The organism is Roseomonas sp. CAU 1739 (assembly GCF_039839775.1).
Taxonomy (GTDB): domain Bacteria; phylum Pseudomonadota; class Alphaproteobacteria; order Acetobacterales; family Acetobacteraceae; genus Neoroseomonas.
Map to the genome: position 1 here is coordinate 104,698 of NZ_JBDOQQ010000010.1, position 18,582 is coordinate 123,279.

The 18,582-nt window shown below is 69.9% G+C and carries 22 protein-coding genes; 14 read left to right on the forward strand and 8 right to left on the reverse strand.

Translation table 11 applies throughout. The features are described 5' to 3' along the window. Positions 1–147 precede the first annotated feature (147 nt). The gene (locus AAFN86_RS17150) at positions 148–945 is read left to right on the forward strand and encodes an exodeoxyribonuclease III (RefSeq protein ID WP_347544699.1); all 798 of its coding nucleotides are present in this window, start codon (positions 148–150) and stop codon (positions 943–945) included. Continuing rightward, on the forward strand, positions 942–1,382 hold the full coding sequence (locus tag AAFN86_RS17155) for a hypothetical protein (protein ID WP_347544583.1): 441 nt from the start codon (positions 942–944) through the stop codon (positions 1,380–1,382). Before AAFN86_RS17150 ends, AAFN86_RS17155 begins: the two co-directional genes overlap by 4 nt. 454 nt (positions 1,383–1,836) lie before the next feature. On the opposite strand, the gene AAFN86_RS17160 is transcribed toward AAFN86_RS17155, so the two are convergent. After that, entirely contained in the window at positions 1,837–2,163 is a 327-nt protein-coding gene (locus AAFN86_RS17160; RefSeq protein ID WP_347544584.1) for a TIGR02300 family protein, read from the reverse strand. Positions 2,164–2,255: 92 nt separating this feature from the next. On the opposite strand from AAFN86_RS17160, the gene aroA reads away from it, so the two are divergent. The 5 genes from aroA to ald all read left to right on the forward strand — a co-directional run bounded on the left by aroA (position 2,256) and on the right by ald (position 6,007). Further along, positions 2,256–3,602, forward strand: coding sequence for a 3-phosphoshikimate 1-carboxyvinyltransferase (gene aroA, locus AAFN86_RS17165; RefSeq protein ID WP_347544585.1), 1,347 nt, complete (start codon positions 2,256–2,258; stop codon positions 3,600–3,602). Next, entirely contained in the window at positions 3,577–3,846 is a 270-nt protein-coding gene (locus AAFN86_RS17170; protein ID WP_347544586.1) for a hypothetical protein, read from the forward strand. Before aroA ends, AAFN86_RS17170 begins: the two co-directional genes overlap by 26 nt. Then, positions 3,843–4,484: a (d)CMP kinase gene (gene cmk, locus AAFN86_RS17175; protein ID WP_347544701.1), complete on the forward strand. Its 642-nt coding sequence runs from the start codon at positions 3,843–3,845 to the stop codon at positions 4,482–4,484. Before AAFN86_RS17170 ends, cmk begins: the two co-directional genes overlap by 4 nt. A 68-nt stretch (positions 4,485–4,552) precedes the next feature. Then, positions 4,553–4,897, forward strand: a complete 345-nt coding sequence (locus AAFN86_RS17180; protein WP_347544587.1) for a DMT family protein — start codon at positions 4,553–4,555, stop codon at positions 4,895–4,897. 18 nt (positions 4,898–4,915) lie between these two features. Beyond that, the gene (gene ald / locus AAFN86_RS17185) at positions 4,916–6,007 is read left to right on the forward strand and encodes an alanine dehydrogenase (protein WP_347544588.1); all 1,092 of its coding nucleotides are present in this window, start codon (positions 4,916–4,918) and stop codon (positions 6,005–6,007) included. A 211-nt stretch (positions 6,008–6,218) separates the two neighbouring features. Here ald and AAFN86_RS17190 read toward each other — a convergent pair whose 3' ends face one another. Further along, entirely contained in the window at positions 6,219–6,617 is a 399-nt protein-coding gene (locus AAFN86_RS17190; RefSeq protein WP_347544589.1) for a nuclear transport factor 2 family protein, read from the reverse strand. 70 nt (positions 6,618–6,687) lie between these two features. Between AAFN86_RS17190 and AAFN86_RS17195 the strand changes: the two genes are divergently transcribed. After that, on the forward strand, positions 6,688–7,143 hold the full coding sequence (locus AAFN86_RS17195; protein WP_347544590.1) for a MarR family winged helix-turn-helix transcriptional regulator: 456 nt from the start codon (positions 6,688–6,690) through the stop codon (positions 7,141–7,143). A gap of 3 nt (positions 7,144–7,146) precedes the next feature. Here the strand turns inward: AAFN86_RS17195 and AAFN86_RS17200 are convergent, their stop codons facing one another. Together AAFN86_RS17200 and AAFN86_RS17205 are read right to left on the reverse strand one after the other, a co-directional pair. Continuing rightward, on the reverse strand, positions 7,147–8,115 hold the full coding sequence (locus AAFN86_RS17200; RefSeq protein ID WP_347544592.1) for a tripartite tricarboxylate transporter substrate binding protein: 969 nt from the start codon (positions 8,113–8,115) through the stop codon (positions 7,147–7,149). Between the two features lie 66 nt (positions 8,116–8,181). Then, a complete protein-coding gene (locus tag AAFN86_RS17205) occupies positions 8,182–8,769 on the reverse strand; it encodes an XRE family transcriptional regulator (RefSeq protein ID WP_347544593.1) in 588 nt (195 codons plus the stop codon). A 28-nt stretch (positions 8,770–8,797) separates the two neighbouring features. Here AAFN86_RS17205 and AAFN86_RS17210 point away from each other — a divergent pair, with 28 nt between their 5' ends. Then, a complete protein-coding gene (locus tag AAFN86_RS17210) occupies positions 8,798–9,022 on the forward strand; it encodes a hypothetical protein (protein WP_347544594.1) in 225 nt (74 codons plus the stop codon). After that, positions 9,019–9,495 (forward strand): GNAT family N-acetyltransferase, encoded by a 477-nt coding sequence (locus AAFN86_RS17215; protein ID WP_347544595.1) that lies wholly within the window; start codon positions 9,019–9,021, stop codon positions 9,493–9,495. The genes AAFN86_RS17210 and AAFN86_RS17215 overlap by 4 nt, the downstream gene beginning before the upstream one ends. Here the strand turns inward: AAFN86_RS17215 and AAFN86_RS17220 are convergent. Genes AAFN86_RS17220 through AAFN86_RS17230 form a run of 3 tightly spaced genes read right to left on the reverse strand, consistent with a single transcriptional unit; the run spans position 9,486 to position 12,188 of the window. Then, the gene (locus AAFN86_RS17220) at positions 9,486–9,899 is read right to left on the reverse strand and encodes an STY0301 family protein (protein WP_347544596.1); all 414 of its coding nucleotides are present in this window, start codon (positions 9,897–9,899) and stop codon (positions 9,486–9,488) included. The genes AAFN86_RS17215 and AAFN86_RS17220 overlap by 10 nt on opposite strands. Continuing rightward, positions 9,896–10,603, reverse strand: a complete 708-nt coding sequence (locus AAFN86_RS17225) for a ribonuclease activity regulator RraA (RefSeq protein ID WP_347544597.1) — start codon at positions 10,601–10,603, stop codon at positions 9,896–9,898. The genes AAFN86_RS17220 and AAFN86_RS17225 overlap by 4 nt, the downstream gene beginning before the upstream one ends. Positions 10,604–10,610: 7 nt before the next feature. Beyond that, positions 10,611–12,188 (reverse strand): ABC transporter substrate-binding protein, encoded by a 1,578-nt coding sequence (locus tag AAFN86_RS17230; protein WP_347544598.1) that lies wholly within the window; start codon positions 12,186–12,188, stop codon positions 10,611–10,613. A gap of 113 nt (positions 12,189–12,301) precedes the next feature. Between AAFN86_RS17230 and AAFN86_RS17235 the strand changes: the two genes are divergently transcribed. Both AAFN86_RS17235 and AAFN86_RS17240 read left to right on the forward strand, forming a co-directional pair. Next, positions 12,302–13,195, forward strand: a complete 894-nt coding sequence (locus tag AAFN86_RS17235) for a TIGR00730 family Rossman fold protein (RefSeq protein ID WP_347544599.1) — start codon at positions 12,302–12,304, stop codon at positions 13,193–13,195. A 314-nt stretch (positions 13,196–13,509) separates the two neighbouring features. Next, entirely contained in the window at positions 13,510–14,490 is a 981-nt protein-coding gene (locus AAFN86_RS17240; protein ID WP_347544600.1) for a tripartite tricarboxylate transporter substrate binding protein, read from the forward strand. 635 nt (positions 14,491–15,125) lie between these two features. On the opposite strand, the gene AAFN86_RS17245 is transcribed toward AAFN86_RS17240, so the two are convergent. After that, positions 15,126–16,337, reverse strand: coding sequence for a UbiH/UbiF/VisC/COQ6 family ubiquinone biosynthesis hydroxylase (locus tag AAFN86_RS17245; protein WP_347544602.1), 1,212 nt, complete (start codon positions 16,335–16,337; stop codon positions 15,126–15,128). Positions 16,338–16,520: 183 nt separating this feature from the next. Between AAFN86_RS17245 and AAFN86_RS17250 the strand changes: the two genes are divergently transcribed. Together AAFN86_RS17250 and AAFN86_RS17255 are read left to right on the forward strand one after the other, a co-directional pair. Continuing rightward, entirely contained in the window at positions 16,521–16,859 is a 339-nt protein-coding gene (locus tag AAFN86_RS17250; RefSeq protein ID WP_188971707.1) for a P-II family nitrogen regulator, read from the forward strand. A 44-nt stretch (positions 16,860–16,903) separates the two neighbouring features. Next, positions 16,904–18,232 (forward strand): ammonium transporter, encoded by a 1,329-nt coding sequence (locus AAFN86_RS17255; RefSeq protein WP_347544702.1) that lies wholly within the window; start codon positions 16,904–16,906, stop codon positions 18,230–18,232. The last annotated feature ends 350 nt before the right edge of the window (positions 18,233–18,582 follow it).

The following is an 18,582-nucleotide window of genomic DNA, read 5'->3' on the forward strand; positions in this document are numbered from 1 at the left end:
CCTTCCATCCAGCGAACCCGCACCGGGGCCACCACGCCATCGACAGCGCGCGACTGACGCACGCCGCGAAGGAGCACCACCATTCCCGTCCGCAACACCTCGCGCGCAAAACCGCAGGCCCCGGCCATTGCCGAGGGCCGCGCGCCGCTGCGCATCGCCACCTGGAACATCAACAGCGTACGGCTTCGGCTGCCGCTGCTGAGCGACCTTGTGGCGCAGCTCGAACCCGACGTGCTGTGCCTGCAGGAAACCAAATGCCCCGACGAATTCTTCCCGCATGACGGCGTCGAAGCCCTCGGCTTCGCGCACCGGCTGGTGCGCGGGATGAAGGGGTACAATGGCGTGGCCATCCTCTCGAAGCGGCCGATCCTGCTCCGAAAGGACGACCCGGATTGGTGCCTCAAGGGCGATTGCCGCCATCTCGGTGCCAGCATCGACGCGCCGGGCGGGCCGATCGAGCTGCACAATTTCTACATCCCCGCCGGTGGCGACATCCCCGACCGCGCCGCCAACCCAAAATTCGACCACAAGCTGGATTTCGTCGCCGAGGCCACCGCCTGGTCGGCCGCGCGCCCCGCGCAGCGCGCGATCATGGTCGGCGACCTCAACATCGCGCCGCTCGAACACGATGTCTGGTCGCACAAGCAATTGCTCGGCGTCGTCTCCCACACCCCTGTCGAGGTCGAGGCGCTGAACGCCTGGCAGAAGGTGGGCGGCTGGCACGACGCGCTGCGCCACTTCGTGCCGGCGGACCAGAAACTCTACACATGGTGGTCCTATCGCGCGGCCGATTGGCGTGCGTCGGATCGCGGGCGCCGGCTCGACCATGTGTGGGTCAGCCCGGACCTCGCCGGCGCGCTGTCGCGCCATGTCGTGCTCAAGGATGCGCGGGACTGGCCGAAGGCGTCGGACCATGTGCCGGTGATGGTGGAGATCGCGGCATGACCGGCCCCTTCGGACGACGCACCGGACTGCTGGCCCTGCTGGCGGGCCTCGCCGCCTGCGCCGCCCCCGAACCGCCGCCGCCCGTGGTGCTGCCGTCGGAGGACCCGGAGCCTGAGCGCGTCTATTCCCCGGGCCCGATCCCCTGGGCAGACCTGTCGGAGGAACACAAGCGCCGCGCGCGTGCCGGCCTCGCGCGGATCGGCGAATCGGCCGATGACGACGAGACGCTGCAGGCGCGCTGGATGATCATGTCGCCGGCGCAGCAGCGCTTCCTGATCCGTCGCCCGCCGCCACCGCCGGCCCGGCCGGCGCGCCCGGCCGCCCGCGGCCGGGCAGCCCCGGCACGGCATCCGGCGCACGCCCCGGCGCGGCCCGCGACCACCCCGCCCCGCCGCACGCCGCCGCCACCGCGGCGGCCGACGACGCCGCAGCGATAGACCCTGCGCGGCCGGGGCGTCCGGCCGGCGCATGGCGCCCGCAACCCGGCCGTCATCAGACCAACGGCCCATTCCGTGGACCGCTGGTATGAGGCTTTCCCTGCCCTCGGACGCGTCGTGCCGAAGGCACGCCGATGGCGTGACGCGCAAACCTCCGGTTGGCTTGGCTTCGCCGGACTACCGGCGGGCCGCGTTCGCGGCCTCGGCCCGAGTCAAGAACTCGGGCCGTTGGTATCAGACCATCAAGGACGCCGCGGGGATCCGGCAACGGGCAGGGCGGTCGCGCCGGCGCAACCGAGCCTGAAGCCGTTTCCGCTCGCCCCGGCTCACGGCAACGACTCCAACGGTTCGCGAACACCCGCGCCACGCCACGGCGGCATGGCCCCGCCATCCGGTATCGGGTGGTGACTTCACGCGTCGCCGGCAGGGCCGCCACCTGCGGCCCCTCGACGGATCAGCCTTCCTCGTCGCGGTCGGCTTCGACTTCGATCGCCTCGTCGATGCCGTCGGCCTCGTCCTCGAGCTCCTCGGCGTCCTCGATCGCCTCGTCGCCCTCGACGTCCTCCACCTCGATGTCGTCCGCCTCGGTCTCCGGCGTGGTGGCCCGCTTCTTCAGCTTCTCATCGGGCAGCGGCGTGGCCGCGGCGCGACGCACCCGCGGCTGTTCCGCCGGCTGCTCGGTGCCGCATTTCGGGCAGACGGCCGGGGTGCGGGCGAGGTCGTAGAAGCGGTTGCCGCAGGCCACGCAGCTGCGCTTCAGGCCGAGTTCTGGCTTCGCCATGGGTCACATCCGTCTCGCGCACGGGGCCCGCGCGCCTGTGCAAAGGGTCGGGCGCATTGCCACGCCCTGCCGGGGCATGTCAAACGCCGCTCATGGCCCATCCCGATCCCCGCCCCCTGAAAGCCCGTGCGCCGGGTGCCCCGCTGACCGGCCGGCTCGGCGTGCCGGGCGACAAGTCGATCAGCCATCGCGCCCTGATGTTCGGCGCCCTGGCCGTCGGCACCACCGAGATCAGCGGCCTGCTGGAAGGCGAGGACGTGCTGCGCACGGCCGCCGCGATGCGGGCCCTGGGGGCCGAGGTCGAACGGCTTGGCCCTGGCGCCTGGCGGGTGTCCGGGCGTGGCGTGGGCGGCCTGGTGGAACCGGCCGATGTGCTCGACATGGGCAATTCCGGCACGGCGGCGCGGCTGCTGCTGGGGTTGCTGGCGGGGCATCCGGTCTTTGCGGTGATGACCGGGGATGCATCGCTGCGGAAGCGGCCGATGAAGCGGGTCACGGATCCGCTCTCGGCCACCGGTGCGTCCTTCTGGACACGCGAAGGCGGGCGGCTGCCGCTCGCCGTGCGCGGCGCGGCGGACCCGCTGCCGATCGACTACGTCCTGCCGGTCGCCTCCGCCCAGGTGAAAAGCGCCTGCCTGCTGGCCGGCCTGTGCGCCCCCGGCACGACTCGGGTGGTGGAACGCGAACCGACCCGCGACCACACCGAGAACATGCTGCGTCACTTCGGCGCGACCGTTTCGGTGCAGGACACTCCGGAAGGCCGCCTGGTGCTGCTGGAAGGCCAGCCGGAACTGGTCGCCGCCCCGGTCCTGGTGCCTGGCGACCCCTCCTCTGCCGCCTTCCCGATCGTGGCCGCTCTGCTGGTGCCGGGGTCGCGCGTGGTGGTCGAGAATGTCGGGCTGAACCTGCTGCGCACCGGGCTGATCACCACGCTGCGGGAGATGGGCGCGTTGCTGCGCGTCGAGAACGAGCGCGTCGCCGGCGGCGAGCCGGTCGGCGACATCGTTGCCGAATACACGGAACTGACTGGTCTTGCCGTGCCGCCGCGCCGCGCGCCGTCGATGATCGACGAATACCCGGTACTGGCCGTGGCCGCCGCTGCCGCGCGGGGCGTCACGCGCATGCAGGGCCTGGCGGAGTTGCGGGTGAAGGAAAGTGACCGGCTGGCCGCCACCTTCGCCCTGCTCGCAGCCAATGGCGTGAAGGCGGAAATCGAGGGCGAGGACCTGATCGTGCATGGCACTGCCGGCGCCATCCCCGGCGGCGGTACGGTCGAGACGCATATGGACCACCGCATCGCCATGTCCGCCCTGGTGATGGGCCTCGCCGCGAAGGCGCCGGTTGCCGTGGATGATGCCGCCTTCATCGACACCTCCTTCCCCGGCTTCGCCGCGCTGATGAACGGGCTGGCCGGTGGCAGCCCGATCGGGCCGGCCTGACGTCGTGGCGGGGCCGCGCTTCACGCTCGCCTATGGGGTGCTGGTCGCGGCCTGGCTGGCCCAGGCGGCCTTCGCGCTCGGCCTTGTCGTGCCGCGCGAGCCGTCCTGGCCGGAGATCGCGGCATTGCTCGCCGTGATGGCGGTGGCCCCGGTCGCGCCGGATGCGGTGGTCCCCTATCTGATCGCGGTGCCGATCATCGGCCTTGTCATCGCCGTCGCGACGGAGCCCGCGCTGTGGCGCTGAACGGCACCGTCATTGCCGTGGACGGTCCGGCGGCGGCGGGCAAGGGCACGCTGGCGCGGCGGCTCGCGGCGACGCTGGGGCTGCCCTATCTCGACACCGGACTGCTTTATCGTGCCGTGGGGCGCCGCGTGCTGGATGACGGGGCCGACCCGCGCGATGCGACCCAGGCCGAGACCGCCGCCCGCAGCCTGACGCCCGATGATCTGCAACGGTCCGACCTGCGCGGGCCGATGGCCGACATGGCGGCGAGCGCGGTGGCGGCCATCCCCGCCGTGCGCGCCGCGCTGCTCGACTTCCAGCGCGCCTTCGGGCGGGACCGCGGCGCGGTGCTCGATGGCCGGGACATCGGCACGGTGGTGTTTCCGGAAGCCGCGGTGAAGCTGTTCGTCACCGCCAGCGTGCAGGAACGCGCCCGGCGCCGCTTCCTGGAACTGCGCGGGCGCGGCGTGGCGGCGGATGCCGCCCAGGTAGAAGCCGAAATCCGCGACCGCGACGCGCAGGACGCCAACCGGCCGGTGGCGCCGCTGAAGCCGGCGGCGGATGCGCTGACGCTCGACACCACCGCGCTCGATGCCGAGGCTGCCTTCGCGGCGGCCCTGGCGATGGTGCGGGGGCGGCTGGGCAACGCGCCTGACTGAGGCGCGTTGGATCGACGCATGGCAGTCCGGCGCACAGGACTGCCCTTCCATCCCCGAAGGAATCTCCGATGTCGCCTTGGCTGCTGACCCCCGTCCTGCTCGTCGGGTCCAACGTGCTGATGACCTTCGCCTGGTATGGGCATCTCAAGCAGCCATCCTGGCCGATGTGGCTGGCGATCGTGATCTCCTGGGGCATCGCCTTCTTCGAATACTGCCTGGCGGTGCCGGCGAACCGCATCGGCTACGGCACCTTCACCGGTCAGCAGCTGAAGGTGATGCAGGAAGTGATCACGCTGGCGGTCTTCGCCGTGTTCAGCGTCGCCTTCCTGGGGGAGACGCTGCGCTGGAACTTCCTCGCCGCCGGCGCGTGCCTTGTCGCCGCGGTCGTGTTCATCTTCCTGCCGGTGGACTGACCACCCGAGGAGGAAACAATGCGCATCGGCGTCCCCAGGGAAGTGAAGGTCCACGAATATCGCGTTGGCCTGGTACCCGGCTCGGTGCGCGAACTGGTGCTGCACGGCCACGACGTGCTGGTCGAGACGCAGGCCGGCACGGCGATCGGCTTCCCGGACGAGGCCTATATCGCCGCCGGCGCTCGCATCGCGCCCGACGCAGCGACGGTCTTCGCCGAAGCCGAGCTGATCGTGAAGGTCAAGGAACCGCAGCCTTTCGAATGGGCGCGGCTACGGCCGGACCAGGTGCTGTTCACCTACCTGCATCTCGCGCCGGACCTGGCGCAGACCCAGGGGCTCATGGCGTCGGGCTGCACCGCCATCGCCTACGAAACGGTGACGGATGCGCAGGGCGGGCTGCCGCTGCTCGCACCGATGAGCGAGGTGGCCGGCCGCATGGCCGTCCAGGTCGGCGCCCGCTGCCTGGAAAAGGAGGCCGGCGGCGCGGGCATCCTGCTGTCGGGCGTGCCGGGCGTGCCGTCCGGACGCATCGCGATCATCGGCGGTGGCGTGGTGGGGTCGAATGCGGCGCGCATCGCCAACGGCATGCGCGCCCATGTCACCGTGCTGGATCGCAATCCGCGCGTGCTGAACGCGCTCGACGTCGAGTTCAACGGCATGGTCGACACGCTGTTCGCCACGCGCGACGCCGTGGAGAGCACGGTGATCGAGGCCGACCTGGTTATCGGCGCGGTGCTGGTGCCGGGTGCCGCGGCGCCGAAGCTGGTGACGCGGGAGACGGTGTCGCGCATGCGGCCGGGCAGCGTGATGGTCGATGTCGCGATCGACCAGGGCGGCTGCTTCGAGACTTCGCGCCCCACCACCCATGCCGACCCGACCTATGTGGTGGATGGCGTGGTGCATTACTGCGTGACGAACATGCCGGGGGCCGTGGCGCGCACCAGTGCGGTCGCGCTGAACAACGCGACGCTGCCATTCACGCTGCAGATCGCCGACAAGGGCTGGCAGCGCGCGGCGGCGGAGAACCCGCATCTCGCCGCCGGGGTGAATGTGCAGGGCGGCCGGGTGACGCATCCGGCGGTGGCGCAGGCGCTGGGGCTGGGGGGCTGAAAAGTTGGAGGGGCTTTGCCCCTCCAAGCCACCCCACCAAAGGCCCAAGGCCTTTGGAAACCATCATTTGGCAGTGGCCTGCCGGAGCAGGACGGCAACCCCGACATTGCCTTGGATGCGAATCTTGGCGCCGGGCACCAAGTGATCGCGGTCCAGGGGCCCGCTGGCCCCTGGCGGGGAGGTCCGGAGGGGTAGCACCCCTCCGGTCGCGTCACCCAATGCGCCGCCATCCCTCATACACCGTCTCGCGCGCAATGCGCCCGTCGCGCATCGCGAACAGGTGCATCAGCCGCAATTCCACCGGGCTGCCGACCGGCAGGGGCGCATTCGCCACGCCGTCCCCGGTCAGCCGGAAACGCGCGGTACAATCATCGACCACATGGTCCTCGGTGGCGAAGCGCGTGCCGGGGATGATCTCGACCTCGGCCATCGAGCCGAACATGGCGCGGTAATTCGCCTCGATCGCGGCACGGCCGACCAGCGTCAGCCCGCGCGTCGGCATCTCCAGCACGATGTCGTCGGTGTACAGGCCCATCACCGCGGCCGGATCGCGCGCCTCGTCACGGATATGGGCCTCGACCACGGCGAGGTTGCGGGCGATCGGGTCCATGGCGATGTCCTTTCGTCAGATTAACTGACTATATATCGACAGATCATCTGACGATCTGTCAAGATGGCCCATGGATGATCGCCCCATCACCGAACAGCACCGCACCCTCGGCGCCTTGCTGCGCCTGTCCTACGAATCGATGCAGAAGGAGGTCTACGGCGCCCTGGCGGCGCGTGGCTTCCCCGAGATCCGCCCGGCCCATTCCGCCGTCTTCCGCCATCTCGGCCCGGCCGGGTCGCGCCTGACCACCCTTGCCGAGCGCGCGGGCATGACCAAGCAATCCATGGCCTATCTGGTCGAGGGGCTGCAGGCGGCCGGCCATCTGCGCAGCGTGCCGGACTCCTCGGATGGCAGGGCGCGCATCGTGCGGTTGACTGCGCGCGGGGAGGCGGTGCTGGCCGCGCTGCTGGCGCTCAGCGCCGAGGTCGAGGCGCGGGTTGCCGAACGCATCGGAGAAAAGCGCGCCGGGCGGCTGCGCCGCGCCCTAGAACTCTGGGTCGCGGCGATCGAAGGCGAGGCTCCCTGAGCGTCAGTTCAGTTGGATATCGAGCCGCCGCAGCAGCGGACCCCAGCGTTCCGCCTCCCGCGTCAGGAAGGCCTGGAAGTCAGCGGGCGTGCCGCCCGCCGCGACGATGCCCTCATTCAACAGCCGTTCGCGCACCGAGGCATCGGCCGCCGCCGCGGCACCCGCGGCATTCAGCCGCGCGATGGCCGCCGGCGGCGTCCTTGCCGGCGCCAGCAGCCCGAACCAGGTCACCGCCACCAAGCCGGGATAGAACTCGGCGAAGGTCGGCTGGTCCGGCAGGTTCGGCAGCCGCGACTCCCCGGTCCAGCCCAGGATCTTGGCGCGTCCCGACCGTGCCGCGGCCAAGCCTGTTGCCCCGCCCACCAGGATGGAATCGAGCGTGCCCGCCAGCAGGTCGTTCAACTGCGGCGCATCGCCGCGATACCCGACATCCTGCCAGTCGAGCCCAAGCCGTTCCTGGATCAGCGCGCCGGCGATGTGGTTGAACGACCCGCGCCCATTATGCCCCCAGGTGACCTTGCCGGGATTGGCGCGGATATGGGCGACGAATTCCGGGATGGTGTCGGGAATGCCGGGGCGCACCGCGATGCAGAAGGGCAGCGTCGCGATATGCGCGACGGGGGCGAAATCCTCGGGCCTGTAGGGCAGGTTCCGCCCGATCAGCGGGTTGATCGTCAGCGTGGTGCCGGACGACATCAGCAGCGTGTGCCCATCCGGCGCGGCGCGGGCCACGGCTTCCGCGCCGATCACCGTCTGGGCGCCGGGCTTGTTGTCGATCAGCACGCTCTGGCCGAGCAGCGGCGCCATCTTCTCGGCGACGAAGCGCGCCGTGACGTCGGTGGAACCGCCCGGCGGGAAGGGCACCACGATGGTGACCGGGCGCGATGGCGACCACGCCCCCTGCGCCCGCGCGGCGCCCGCAGCGGCGAGGCCAAGCGCGGGCAAGGCCCGGCGGCCGATGGTGACGGTCATGGTGTCCTCCCAGGGTCGTTGAGCGGAAGCGTGCCACCTTTCGCCCCGCCGATGCCACGACGACCGTCAGCGCCGATGCAGCGCCACGAGGTACCGGCAAGGCCGGCTGGCCGATGGGTTGCGATAGGCATGGCCCTTTGGCGCCACCAGGTCGAAGGCGAGGCAATCCCCGGTGGCGAGCAGCGATTCCTCGGCCCCTTCCTCGACCACCAGGCGACCCGACAGCACCCAGACCACATGGCCGCGCAGGAAGGTCATGGAATCGGCCGTATAGGCAACGCGCGCGCCGGGCGGCAGCTCGACCTCGACCAGTTCCGGCTCGGCGCCGGGCGGCGAGACGGCGCGGCGGCGGTAGCCGGTGGCGGGATCGGTCCAGAGCGGCTGCGCCGCGGCGCGGGCGATGCGCGACGGGCCGGCATCGGCTTCCGCCCGCGCCAGCAGCGTCGAGACCGTCAGGTGAAAGGCGCCCGACAACCGGCCGAGCAGGGAGGCGGTAGGGCTCGCCTCGGCGCGTTCCACCTTGCTGATCATGGCGCGGGAGACACCGGAGGCAGCGGCCAGTTCCGCGATCGACCAGCCGCGCGATTCACGCTCGCGCCGGATGCGCGCGGCGATCAGCGTGTCGAGCCCCGGAGTCTCCAGCATAGTGGACATGCGGCCATGATAGTGGATACTGCGCCGCATGACCATGCCGCCCGCCCCGCGCCACAACGGTGGCCCGCCGCTCGATGACGAGGACGACAAGACCGCGAGCTGGCGGTCCTGGAACTGGCGCCGGGCGCACAAGAAGGCCTGGAAGACGCCGCCTCGGGAGATCGCCCTGCGCCGCCTGGCCCGCGCGGAGGAACTCGGCATGACCTATCGCGATTACGCGCTCGAGATCATGGAACGGGGCAAGTACCTGTGACGGTCACGATCACCGAGGGCGGGCTCGACGATGCCCGCGTGCAGGCGCTGCTGACCACGCATCTGGCCAAGGCGCGGGCCGCGACGGCGGAAGGCTTCGCCTTCGCGCTCGACCTATCGGGGCTGCGCGTGCCGGCAATCCGCTTCTTCAGCGCCTGGGATGGGGAGACGCTGCTCGGCGTCGGCGCGCTGAAGCGGATGGCGCCCGACCATGGCGAGGTGAAGTCCATGCACACGGCCGAAGCCGCGCGGCGGCGCGGCATCGGTGGGATGATGCTGCGGCACATCATGCATGCGGCGCGCGCGGCCGGGATGGCGAGGATTAGCCTGGAGACCGGCACCAGCGCCTATTTCCAGCCCGCCGTGGCGCTGTATCTGCACCATGGCTTCGTCGATTGCGGACCCTTCGGCGACTACGCGGCGAGTGCCGAGAACCGCTTCCTGACCTGCACGCTGGATGACGCTCAGTTGTAGGTGATGAAGGTCCGCCCATCCTGCCGGTCATGGTTGACCCGCACATGCGGCGGAAATGGCCCGGCCAGGCCGCGGATCAGCGTATGCGCGGTATCCGCATAGACGCAGGACATCCACACCTCGCTTTCCACCGATGGCAGGCTGTAGCGCAGGCTGACCACTGTGCCGCGGCTGCTGGCGCCGACTGCTTCGATCACAGTCCCGCCCGGCGGCGCCTCGGCGTAGAAGCGGATATCGACCAGGTGGTGGCGCGATTCCCGGCGCAGATGCTGCCAGCCCTGCGGCACCGCGCCGTCCAGGCCATCCGTGACGGTGACGTGTTCGGGGCAGGTCGGCAGTTCCTGCGCCAGCGCGGGCATCGCCAACACCAGCGCGATGCCGATGACGACCAGCCGCAGCGTCAACGCCCGTTCGCCTTGCGCCAGGCCTCGAAGATCGGCTTGTTGGCGGCATCCGTCATCGGGTAGAGCCCGCGGATCGTGTGACCGGCGGCCACGCGTTCCTGCACGAAATCCTCGAACACCGTCTGTTCGAAGGCTTCGTCCGCGACATCATCGGCGATGTGGGCGGGGATACAGACAACGCCTTCGCCGTCGCCCACCATGATGTCGCCCGGATGCACGCCGACGCCTGCGCAGGCGACCGGCACATTCAGATCGACGCAATGATGGTGGATCAGGTTGGTCGGCGCGGAGGGCGTGGCGTGATAGGCCGGCCAGCCCATCGCGCCGATCTCCGGGCTGTCGCGGAAGCCGCCATCAGTGACGGCGCCGGCGACGCCGCGCGCCTTCAGCCGCGTGATGAGGATGCCGCCCGCGCTCGCCGCCCGTGCATCACCACGGCTGTCGATGACGAAGACGGCGCCGGGTGGGCATTCCTCGACCCCCTTGCGCTGCGGATGCTCCGGGTCGGCGAAGACGCCGAGCGTGTCGAGGTCTTCCCGCGCCGGGATGGTGCGCAGCGTATAGGCCGGGCCGACCATGCGCGGCGCATCGGCGCCCAGCGGGCTGAGCGACAGGAACACGTTGCGGAAGCCGCGCTTGAACAACACCGTCGTCAGCGTGGCCGTCGAGACCTCGGCGAGCTTCGCCCTTGTCGTGTCCTTCATCGCATCCTCACTGAGCCGCCTTGGAGATGTTCCAATACACCGGAACCGGCGCGTCGAGGATCCCCTGCAACCGGGCCGAATAGCCCCGCACCAGCGCGAACTGGCCGAGCGGCACATAGGGCACCGATTCAGTCGCGCGGCGATGGTAGGCCTGGGCCGCCTCGGCGCGCTGGGCATCGTTGGTCGCGGCGATGAAGGCGTCGCGGATCCGTTCCATCTCCGCATCGCATGGCCAGCCTGGCAGGGCGGTGCGTTCACAGGCCGAGCGCATTGCATTGTGGCCGGACGGGTCCATGCCATCGAGACCGGTGGGCGCGGAGACGAACAGCCCCCAGCCGTTCTGGTTGCCCGGGTTGCGCGACAGGCGGCGCTGGATCAGCGTCGCCCAGTCCATCGCCTGCACGTCCACGGTCAGCCCAGCGCGCCGCATCAGATCCGCCGAGACCAGCGCGAAAGTGTGGCTGATGGTCGAATCCTGCGCGTCCAACACCACCACCGGCGTGCCGTCATATCCGCTCGCCGCCACCGCGCGGCGCGCGGCCTCGAAATCCGGCGTCACCCAGCCTGCCTCGGTCCGATAGGGTGAGGTGCAGGTGTAGAAGGACCGGCAATCCCGCCACAGGGACGGCTCGGTCATGTAGGCCGGCATGGCATGCGCCGGGTCCACCAGCAGCCGCATCGCCTGGCGCAGCCGCGGATTGTCGAAGGGCGGCACCGCCTGGTTCATGCGGAAGATGGCTTGCACGCCGACACTGTCCTGCTGGCCGATGCGCAGGGCACGGTTGCGCTGCACGACGGGGAACAGGTCCGGCGGCAATTCCTCGAAGATGTCGATCTCGCCGGTGGTCAACGCGTTCAGCGCGGTCTGCGCGTCGGGCAGATAGACCCATTCGACGCGCTCGATGCCCGCGCGCTTGCCGCCGGCGAGGCCATCAGGCGGCTCGGCGCGCGGCACATACGCGACGTTGCGGCGATAGGTGACGCGATCGCCGACGCGCCAATCCTCCCGCCGCAGGCTGAACGGGCCGGAGCCCATCGGGTCGGTGATCGGCGTCGTCGCCGGCGTGGCGGCGACGCGCGCGGGCATGATGAAGGGCGGCTGGCCGGATGGCTTGGACAGCGCCTGCAGCATCAGCCCGAAGGGTTCGCGCAGCACGATGCGGAAGGTCCGCGCATCGACCGGTTCCATTGCCGTCGCGAGGGCGACGATCTGCTGGCCGAGCCCGTCGCGCACCGCCCAACGGCGCAGGGATGCGATGACATCCTCGGTCGTCACCGCCGCGCCGTCGTGGAAGGTCAGGCCTTCGCGCAGGGTGAAGGTCCAGGTCTTGCCGTCCTCGCTGGTGGTGAAGCGTTCCACCATCTGCGGCTGCACGCGCAGCTGGGAATCCAGCGCGAACAGCGTGTCGTAGACCATGTAGCCGTGGTTGCGGGCCATGTATTCGGGGCTGATGAAGGGGTCGATCGACCGCAGGTCGCCGAACAGCTTCACCCGCAGCGCATTGGGGTCGCCGCGGTTCTGGGCCTGGGCAGCGGGCACGGCAAACAGCAGCGCGGCGCCGAGCGCCGCGGCAAATCGCTTCATGGATGCATCCTTCCCATGGCCATTCGGCAGAGCGACGGCCTTTGGATTAGGATGGAACACCGGCCGGCAGCGCGACAAGACGGATTCGGCCCAGATCGGAAACGAGCGGAACCATGCCCGACAACGGCGCGCAGAAGCGGTCACACTCCTACCTGCTGGCCATCGAGGATCAGGAATTCCTGTTGCGCGACGAGATGCGGCCCTTCCGCTTCGGCATGGAATACGCCAAGGCCGAATATGCGCTGCGCGACTGGGGCGTCCGATCGACCGTGGTGGTGTTCGGCTCCGCCCGCATCCCGAGCCCCGAACAGGCCGCCGCACTGGCCGCCGCCGCGAAAACCCCCGTCGAGAAGCGCGCGGCCAAGCGCGCCGCCGGTCAGTCGCGCATGTATGAGGATGCGCGGGCCTTCGCGCGCATCGTCTCGCTGCGCGGCGGTGCGCTCGCGGTCACCGGCGCGCCGCGCGACAACGTCATCGCGACCGGTGGCGGGCCCGGCATCATGGAGGCCGCCAACCGCGGCGCGGCGGAAGCCGGCGCGCCTTCCATCGGCTTCAACATCACACTGCCGGCCGAACAATACCCCAACGCCTGGTCCACCCCAGCGCTGACCTTCCGCTTCCACTACTTCGCCATGCGCAAGATGCACCTGGCCATGCGCGCCAATGCCCTGGCGGTCTTCCCCGGCGGCTTCGGCACCTTCGACGAATTGTTCGAATTGCTGACGCTGGTGCAGACCGGCAAGGCGACGCCGCGCCCGATCGTGCTGTTCGACCGGTCCTTCTGGGAACAGGTGGTCAACCTGAAGCTGCTGGTCGACCGCGGCATGATCGACCAGAAGGACCTGTCGCTGTTCGAGATCGTGGACACGCCGGAGGAAGCCTGGGCGAGCCTAGTCCGGCGTGGGCTGGAGGCGCATGCCCTGCCGGCTGTGCCGGCGGAGCCGCTCACCCCGCCCACGCGCCGCCGCAAGCCGGACGCCGAGCGGATGAAGCCGCCGATCCGTTAGAGCAGATCCCGATCATGTGGAATCACCTGAGCGGGTGAAGATGGTCGAAAAAACAGAAGGCTGGAGCCGCAGCCGCGAGCCAAGGCGAACGGGAGCGGCTCCAGGAGCATGATGGCCGCCGGTGCGAATGCAGCGGAGGTCTGAATCACGCAATCAAACAATAGGTTAGAGCGTGATGGGTGAACGCATGTGAACCGATCATGCTCCAGGCATCGCGCGCCGGCGCTCTTGCAGCACCCCGGCGGGCGTGCTGAAGCGGCTCAACAGGGCGGGCCAACCGCCTTCAACCAAACGACTGGGAAGGAACATCCACCATGACGCAGACGCGTCGCGCCGCCCTGACCCTGATGGCGGGCGTGCTGCCCGGCATCTCCGCCGCGCAGGCCCAGGCCCCTTGGCCGAACCGCCCGATCCGCATGGTCATCCCGTGGCCGCCGGGCCAGGCGACGGACCTCGCCGGGCGCGTGATCGCGCAGCGACTGCAGGAACGGCTCGGCCAGCCGGTGGTGCCGGAAAACCGCGCCGGCGCCGGAGGGACCATCGGCGCGGACGTGGTCGCGAAGGCTGCCCCCGATGGCTACACGCTGCTGGCCGGATCGTCGGGGCCGCTGACGATCTCGCCGCTGCTGCAGCGCCTGCCCTTCGACGCCACGCGCGACATCGCCCCGATCGCGATGTTCGGCGTGTCGCCGTATCTGCTGGTGGTGAAGCCGGACTTCCCGGCGCGGACCATCCAGGAATTCATCGCCCTGCTGAAGGCGCGGCCCGGGCACTACACCTTCGGGTCGTCGGGCACCGCGGCGACCGCGCACCTGATCATCGAGGCCTTCAACGCCGCCGCCGGGATCGAGGCGCTGCACGTCCCGTTCGCCGGCAGCGCGCCATCCATGACCGCGCTGATGGGCGGCCAGATCAACTACAGCATCGAGACGATGGCCGCGACCTGGCCGCTGGTGCGCCAGGGCGCATTGCGCGCGCTCGGCATCTCCCTGGCCGATGGCAGCAGCCTGGCGCCGGGGGTCGAACCCTTCGCCAAGCAGCCCGGCGCCCTGGCCGGCTTCGACGCCGGCGCCTGGGTCGGGCTGATGGGCCCCGCCGGCCTGCCGGCGCCAATCGTCGAGCGGCTGGCTGCCGAAGTGGTGGACGGCATGGCCCAGCCGGAGATCCGCAGCCGCTTCGAAAGTATCAGCGTGGAGCCGATCCCGCGCGCGGGCGCGGCCTTCACCACTTACCTGCAAGGCCAACGTGCCCTGTTCCAGGGCATCATCCAGCGAGCCAACATCCGGCTTGACTGAAGGGGCCGTGGCGCAACGGACCATCCGTGGCGCGAACGGGCCGGTGGGGGCCGCCACTCCCCGGCCCTCACGCCGCCCGGCGTCGTGCGGCCGGCTTGGCTGCGGAGGGTGCGCAGGACGCCTGATCGGCCGCGGCCCAAGCGAATACCTGATGCCGGCCGCCGCATTCGTCAGACGGCGGCAATCAGTTTCGCGCGCCCTCAGCCGCCCGGCCGATCACCAGAATGCCTCGGCCAACTGCCAAAGCCCCAGGGCCACCGCGGTCCATATCGCAATGGAAACAAGAACCAATAGAGCAAAGCGCACCACGGGAGATCCCCATCGGTCGATTCGGGGCCGTTCCGCCGGAATGCCCGAGTTGCTCACCACGAGTTGAAGTTGTTGCCGCTTTGACGACGTGAATGCCGGTCGGCTGGCCCTCGGATCAAGCAATGGTCGATCTGGATCAGTCATTGAAGGTCAATATTACGAGGCCCTGCTTGCAATCCTCTCATGTATTTGTCGGCACGGCCGGATTTTGACGCAGAATTAACGTTTCGACCGCGTGCCCTGGTCCGCAATGCAACCCCAGGTCTTCACGCTACGAACAGCCGGGACCTCACTTCCCGGTCCCCGGCGCAGCCCCGCTCCCGCCTTCAGCGCGCCAGCCCCATGGCGCGCTCGGCGAAGAAGCGCTTCAGCACGGGCAGCCGGTCGACCGCCGCGATGCCGAGCCGGCGGGCCAGGCGCACAGGCGGCAGGCGCGAGGTGAACAGTCGCTCCAGAACATGGGTCGCGCCCAGCATCATCAGCCCATCCGGCCGCCGCGCCGCCTGATACCGCGCCAGCAGGGCCGGCCCGCCCGGATCCGCGCCCGCATGAATCGCCGCTATCACCAATTCTGCCAGGGCCGCCACGTCGCGGAAGCCGAGGTTCAGCCCCTGCCCGGCGATCGGGTGGATGCCATGCGCGGCATCGCCGACCAGCGCCAGCCGCTCCGCCGTGTAGCGGGCAGCGTGCATGGCGGTCAGCGGATAGGACCAGCGCCGGCCGATCGGCGTCACCGCGCCCAGGTGCCCGCCGATCCGCGCGGCGACCTGCCGGCCATAGGCCGCGTCGTCCAACGCCAAGCAGCGTTTCGCGACGGCCATGCGCTCGGTCCAGACGATGGCGCTGACATGCGGATGGCCCTCGATGCCCTGCATCGGCAATTGCGCGAAGGGTCCGCTCGGCAGGAATTGTTCGACCGCCTGGTTGTGATGGGGCTTCTCATGCGCCACCGCGCCGACGATGCCGAGGCAATGGTAGTCGAGCCGCGTGACCGGGATGCCGGCGGCCTGGCGCAGCGGCGAATGACGCCCCTCGGCGCCGACCACCAGCCGGGCCCTGATGTCCTGCCCGCTGGACAGGCGAATGACCACGCCGCCGGCAGAACGTTCGACCGCCGCGGTCGCCGGGGCGAAGACGGACAATTCGGGCAGCAGCGGCAGCCGGGCATTGAGGGCCACGCGCAAGGCCCGTGCCTCGACCATCCAGCCGAACGGCTCGCCGGTCACCTCGGCATGGTCGAAATGGAGTGACAACGGGGAGGCGCGCTCTCCGGGCCGGCCATCCGCCACATGGATGCCCAGGATCGGACAGGGCGTCCCGGGCAGGGCGCCCCACACCCCGGCGTCGTCGAGCACGCGGCGCGAACTCAGCGCGATGGCGTAGGCGCGGCCATCGAAGGCCGGCAGTTCCATCGGCGGCAACGGCGAGGTATCGACCACCGCGCAGCGCACGCCACCGGCGGCCAGCAGCGCGGCCAGTGTGGCGCCAACGGGACCGGCTCCGAGGATGCAGACCTCGACGGACAGGGGCGTGTTCATGGGGTCAATCTAGGCACGACCGGCCAAGCCACCAGCATGCCCTGAATTTGTGCATTTGCACGCGATGCGGGCTTCGATTCTTGCGTGTCGCCCGCGGACGGCGGATTGCCGCGGGTTTCGCGTCTGGCACGGCTCTTGGAAGCCTTCCTTCGTATCCGCCGAAAGAGGGAACAGGACGGCGCCATGAAACTGGTTATGGCTGTGATCAAGCCCTTCAAGCTGGACGAGGTGCGCGAAGCGCTCACCCCGCTTGGCGTACAGGGGCTGACGGTGACTGAGGTCAAGGGATTCGGGCGGCAGAAGGGCCAGACCGAAATCTACCGCGGTGCCGAATACCATGTGAGCTTCCTGCCCAAGGTGAAGATCGAGGTCGCCGTTCCGGCCGAACTCGCCGACGCCGTCGTCGAGGCGATCGCCACGACCGCGCGCACCGGCAAGATCGGCGACGGCAAGATCTTCGTCCTCGATGTGGAGCGCGCGCTGCGCATCCGCACGGGCGAGTCCGACAACTCGGCCCTGTGAGGTCGGCGACCATGCACGGAAAGGACACGAACCAAGTGAAGCGCATGTTCGCGCGCGGCGGCCTCGCCGCGGCATCCCTGCTGCTCGCGGCGATGCCCGCGATGGCGCAGGAAGCCCCCAAGGTGGACACCGGCGACGCCGCCTGGATGCTCACCTCCACCGCCCTGGTGCTGATGATGACGGTGCCGGGCGTCGCCCTCTTCTATTCGGGCATGGTCCGCAAGAAGAACGTGCTCGCCACCATGATGCAGTCCTTCTTCATCACCGCGCTGGTGACGGTGCTGTGGATGGTGGCGGGCTACTCGATCGCCTTCGGTGAGGGCGGCGAGTATTTCGGCGACTTCTCCCGCGTGATGCTCTCGGGCATCGCGGAGAACTGGGACAAGCCCTTCACGCTGGGCACCGGCGACGCGGCGGTGGCGATGACCATCCCCGAAAGCGTCTTCCTCATGTTCCAGATGACATTCGCGATCATCACGGCGGCACTGATCACCGGCGCGCTGGCGGACCGGATGAAGTTCTCGGCCCTGGTGGTGTTCATCACGCTGTGGTCGCTGCTGGTCTATGCGCCGATCGCGCATTGGGTCTGGCATCCGAATGGCTGGCTGTTCGCCCTCGGCGCGCTCGACTTCGCGGGCGGCACGGTGGTGCACATCAATGCCGGCGTCGCGGGCCTGATCGGTGCGCTCGTGCTCGGCAAGCGGATTGGCTACGGCACCGAGAACATGTCGCCCTTCAACCTGGGCCTCGCCGTGATCGGCGCGTCCCTGCTGTGGGTGGGCTGGTTCGGCTTCAATGCCGGCTCGGCTGCCTCCTCGGGCGGCGGGCGCGCGGGCATGGCCATGCTGGTGACGCAGATCGCCGCCGGCGCGGCCACCCTTGCCTGGGTGTTCGCGGAGTGGATGACCAAGGGCAAGCCCAGCGTGCTCGGCGCCATCTCAGGCGCGGTGGCGGGCCTCGTGGCCATCACCCCGGCGGCGGGCTTCGTGCTGCCGGGTTCCGCGCTGATCATCGGCGTGGCCGCGGGCCTTGCGGGTCTGTGGGGTGCGACGGGCCTCAAGCACGCGCTCGGTTACGATGACAGCCTGGACGCCTTCGGCGTGCACGGCATCTGCGGCATCGTCGGCGCGCTGCTGGTCGGCTTCCTCGCCTACGGCCCGCTGTCGGCAACGACCGCGGCACCGGATGGCTCGGGCGGCTCGATGGAGCAGTTCATCAAGCAGTGCACGGCGGTGGGCGCGACCCTCGTCTTCACGGCGGTGGCGACCTTCATCCTGCTCAAGGTCGTCGATGTGATCGTCGGCCTGCGCGTAACCGAGGAAGAGGAGCGCGAAGGCCTCGACGTGACGCTGCACGGCGAACGCCTGAACTGACCCGTCCGCTTCGGCGGGCTGGCTGACGGGCGCGGGGGGCAACCTCCGCGCCCGTTGCCGTTGCGCCGACGGCGTGGCGGATGACATCCGCGCCCGGACTGTCACACTGCCGCCGACGGGGCATGGGCTCGGGGGGCGTGTCGCCTATGTGCTTTTCGATGGGGCGACCGTAGCCATGGTCGGCCTCGGCGCAGCGGCAACGGCCGAGACGATCCGGCGCAAGGAGCCGGCGGCGATCCCCGCCACGCTCGCCTGGTTCACCCTGATGGAAGTGCTGCAGGTGGCCGGACCCGGCATTGGAAGACTTCGGGCCACCGTGCCTTTGGAAGGGCGTTCCATCGGATTCGCCG

Bases quoted from the DNA above. Each gene is read 5' to 3' on its own strand.
- AAFN86_RS17155 (WP_347544583.1), top strand. From the start codon at position 942: ATGACCGGCCCCTTCGGACGACGCACCGGACTGCTGGCCCTGCTGGCG.
- AAFN86_RS17160 (WP_347544584.1), bottom strand. From the start codon at position 2,163: ATGGCGAAGCCAGAACTCGGCCTGAAGCGCAGCTGCGTGGCCTGCGGC.
- aroA (WP_347544585.1), top strand. From the start codon at position 2,256: ATGGCCCATCCCGATCCCCGCCCCCTGAAAGCCCGTGCGCCGGGTGCC.
- AAFN86_RS17180 (WP_347544587.1), top strand. From the start codon at position 4,553: ATGTCGCCTTGGCTGCTGACCCCCGTCCTGCTCGTCGGGTCCAACGTG.
- ald (WP_347544588.1), top strand. From the start codon at position 4,916: ATGCGCATCGGCGTCCCCAGGGAAGTGAAGGTCCACGAATATCGCGTT.
- AAFN86_RS17190 (WP_347544589.1), bottom strand. From the start codon at position 6,617: ATGGACCCGATCGCCCGCAACCTCGCCGTGGTCGAGGCCCATATCCGT.
- AAFN86_RS17195 (WP_347544590.1), top strand. From the start codon at position 6,688: ATGGATGATCGCCCCATCACCGAACAGCACCGCACCCTCGGCGCCTTG.
- AAFN86_RS17200 (WP_347544592.1), bottom strand. From the start codon at position 8,115: ATGACCGTCACCATCGGCCGCCGGGCCTTGCCCGCGCTTGGCCTCGCC.
- AAFN86_RS17205 (WP_347544593.1), bottom strand. From the start codon at position 8,769: ATGTCCACTATGCTGGAGACTCCGGGGCTCGACACGCTGATCGCCGCG.
- AAFN86_RS17210 (WP_347544594.1), top strand. From the start codon at position 8,798: ATGACCATGCCGCCCGCCCCGCGCCACAACGGTGGCCCGCCGCTCGAT.
- AAFN86_RS17225 (WP_347544597.1), bottom strand. From the start codon at position 10,603: ATGAAGGACACGACAAGGGCGAAGCTCGCCGAGGTCTCGACGGCCACG.
- AAFN86_RS17230 (WP_347544598.1), bottom strand. From the start codon at position 12,188: ATGAAGCGATTTGCCGCGGCGCTCGGCGCCGCGCTGCTGTTTGCCGTG.
- AAFN86_RS17235 (WP_347544599.1), top strand. From the start codon at position 12,302: ATGCCCGACAACGGCGCGCAGAAGCGGTCACACTCCTACCTGCTGGCC.
- AAFN86_RS17240 (WP_347544600.1), top strand. From the start codon at position 13,510: ATGACGCAGACGCGTCGCGCCGCCCTGACCCTGATGGCGGGCGTGCTG.
- AAFN86_RS17245 (WP_347544602.1), bottom strand. From the start codon at position 16,337: ATGAACACGCCCCTGTCCGTCGAGGTCTGCATCCTCGGAGCCGGTCCC.
- AAFN86_RS17250 (WP_188971707.1), top strand. From the start codon at position 16,521: ATGAAACTGGTTATGGCTGTGATCAAGCCCTTCAAGCTGGACGAGGTG.
- AAFN86_RS17255 (WP_347544702.1), top strand. From the start codon at position 16,904: ATGTTCGCGCGCGGCGGCCTCGCCGCGGCATCCCTGCTGCTCGCGGCG.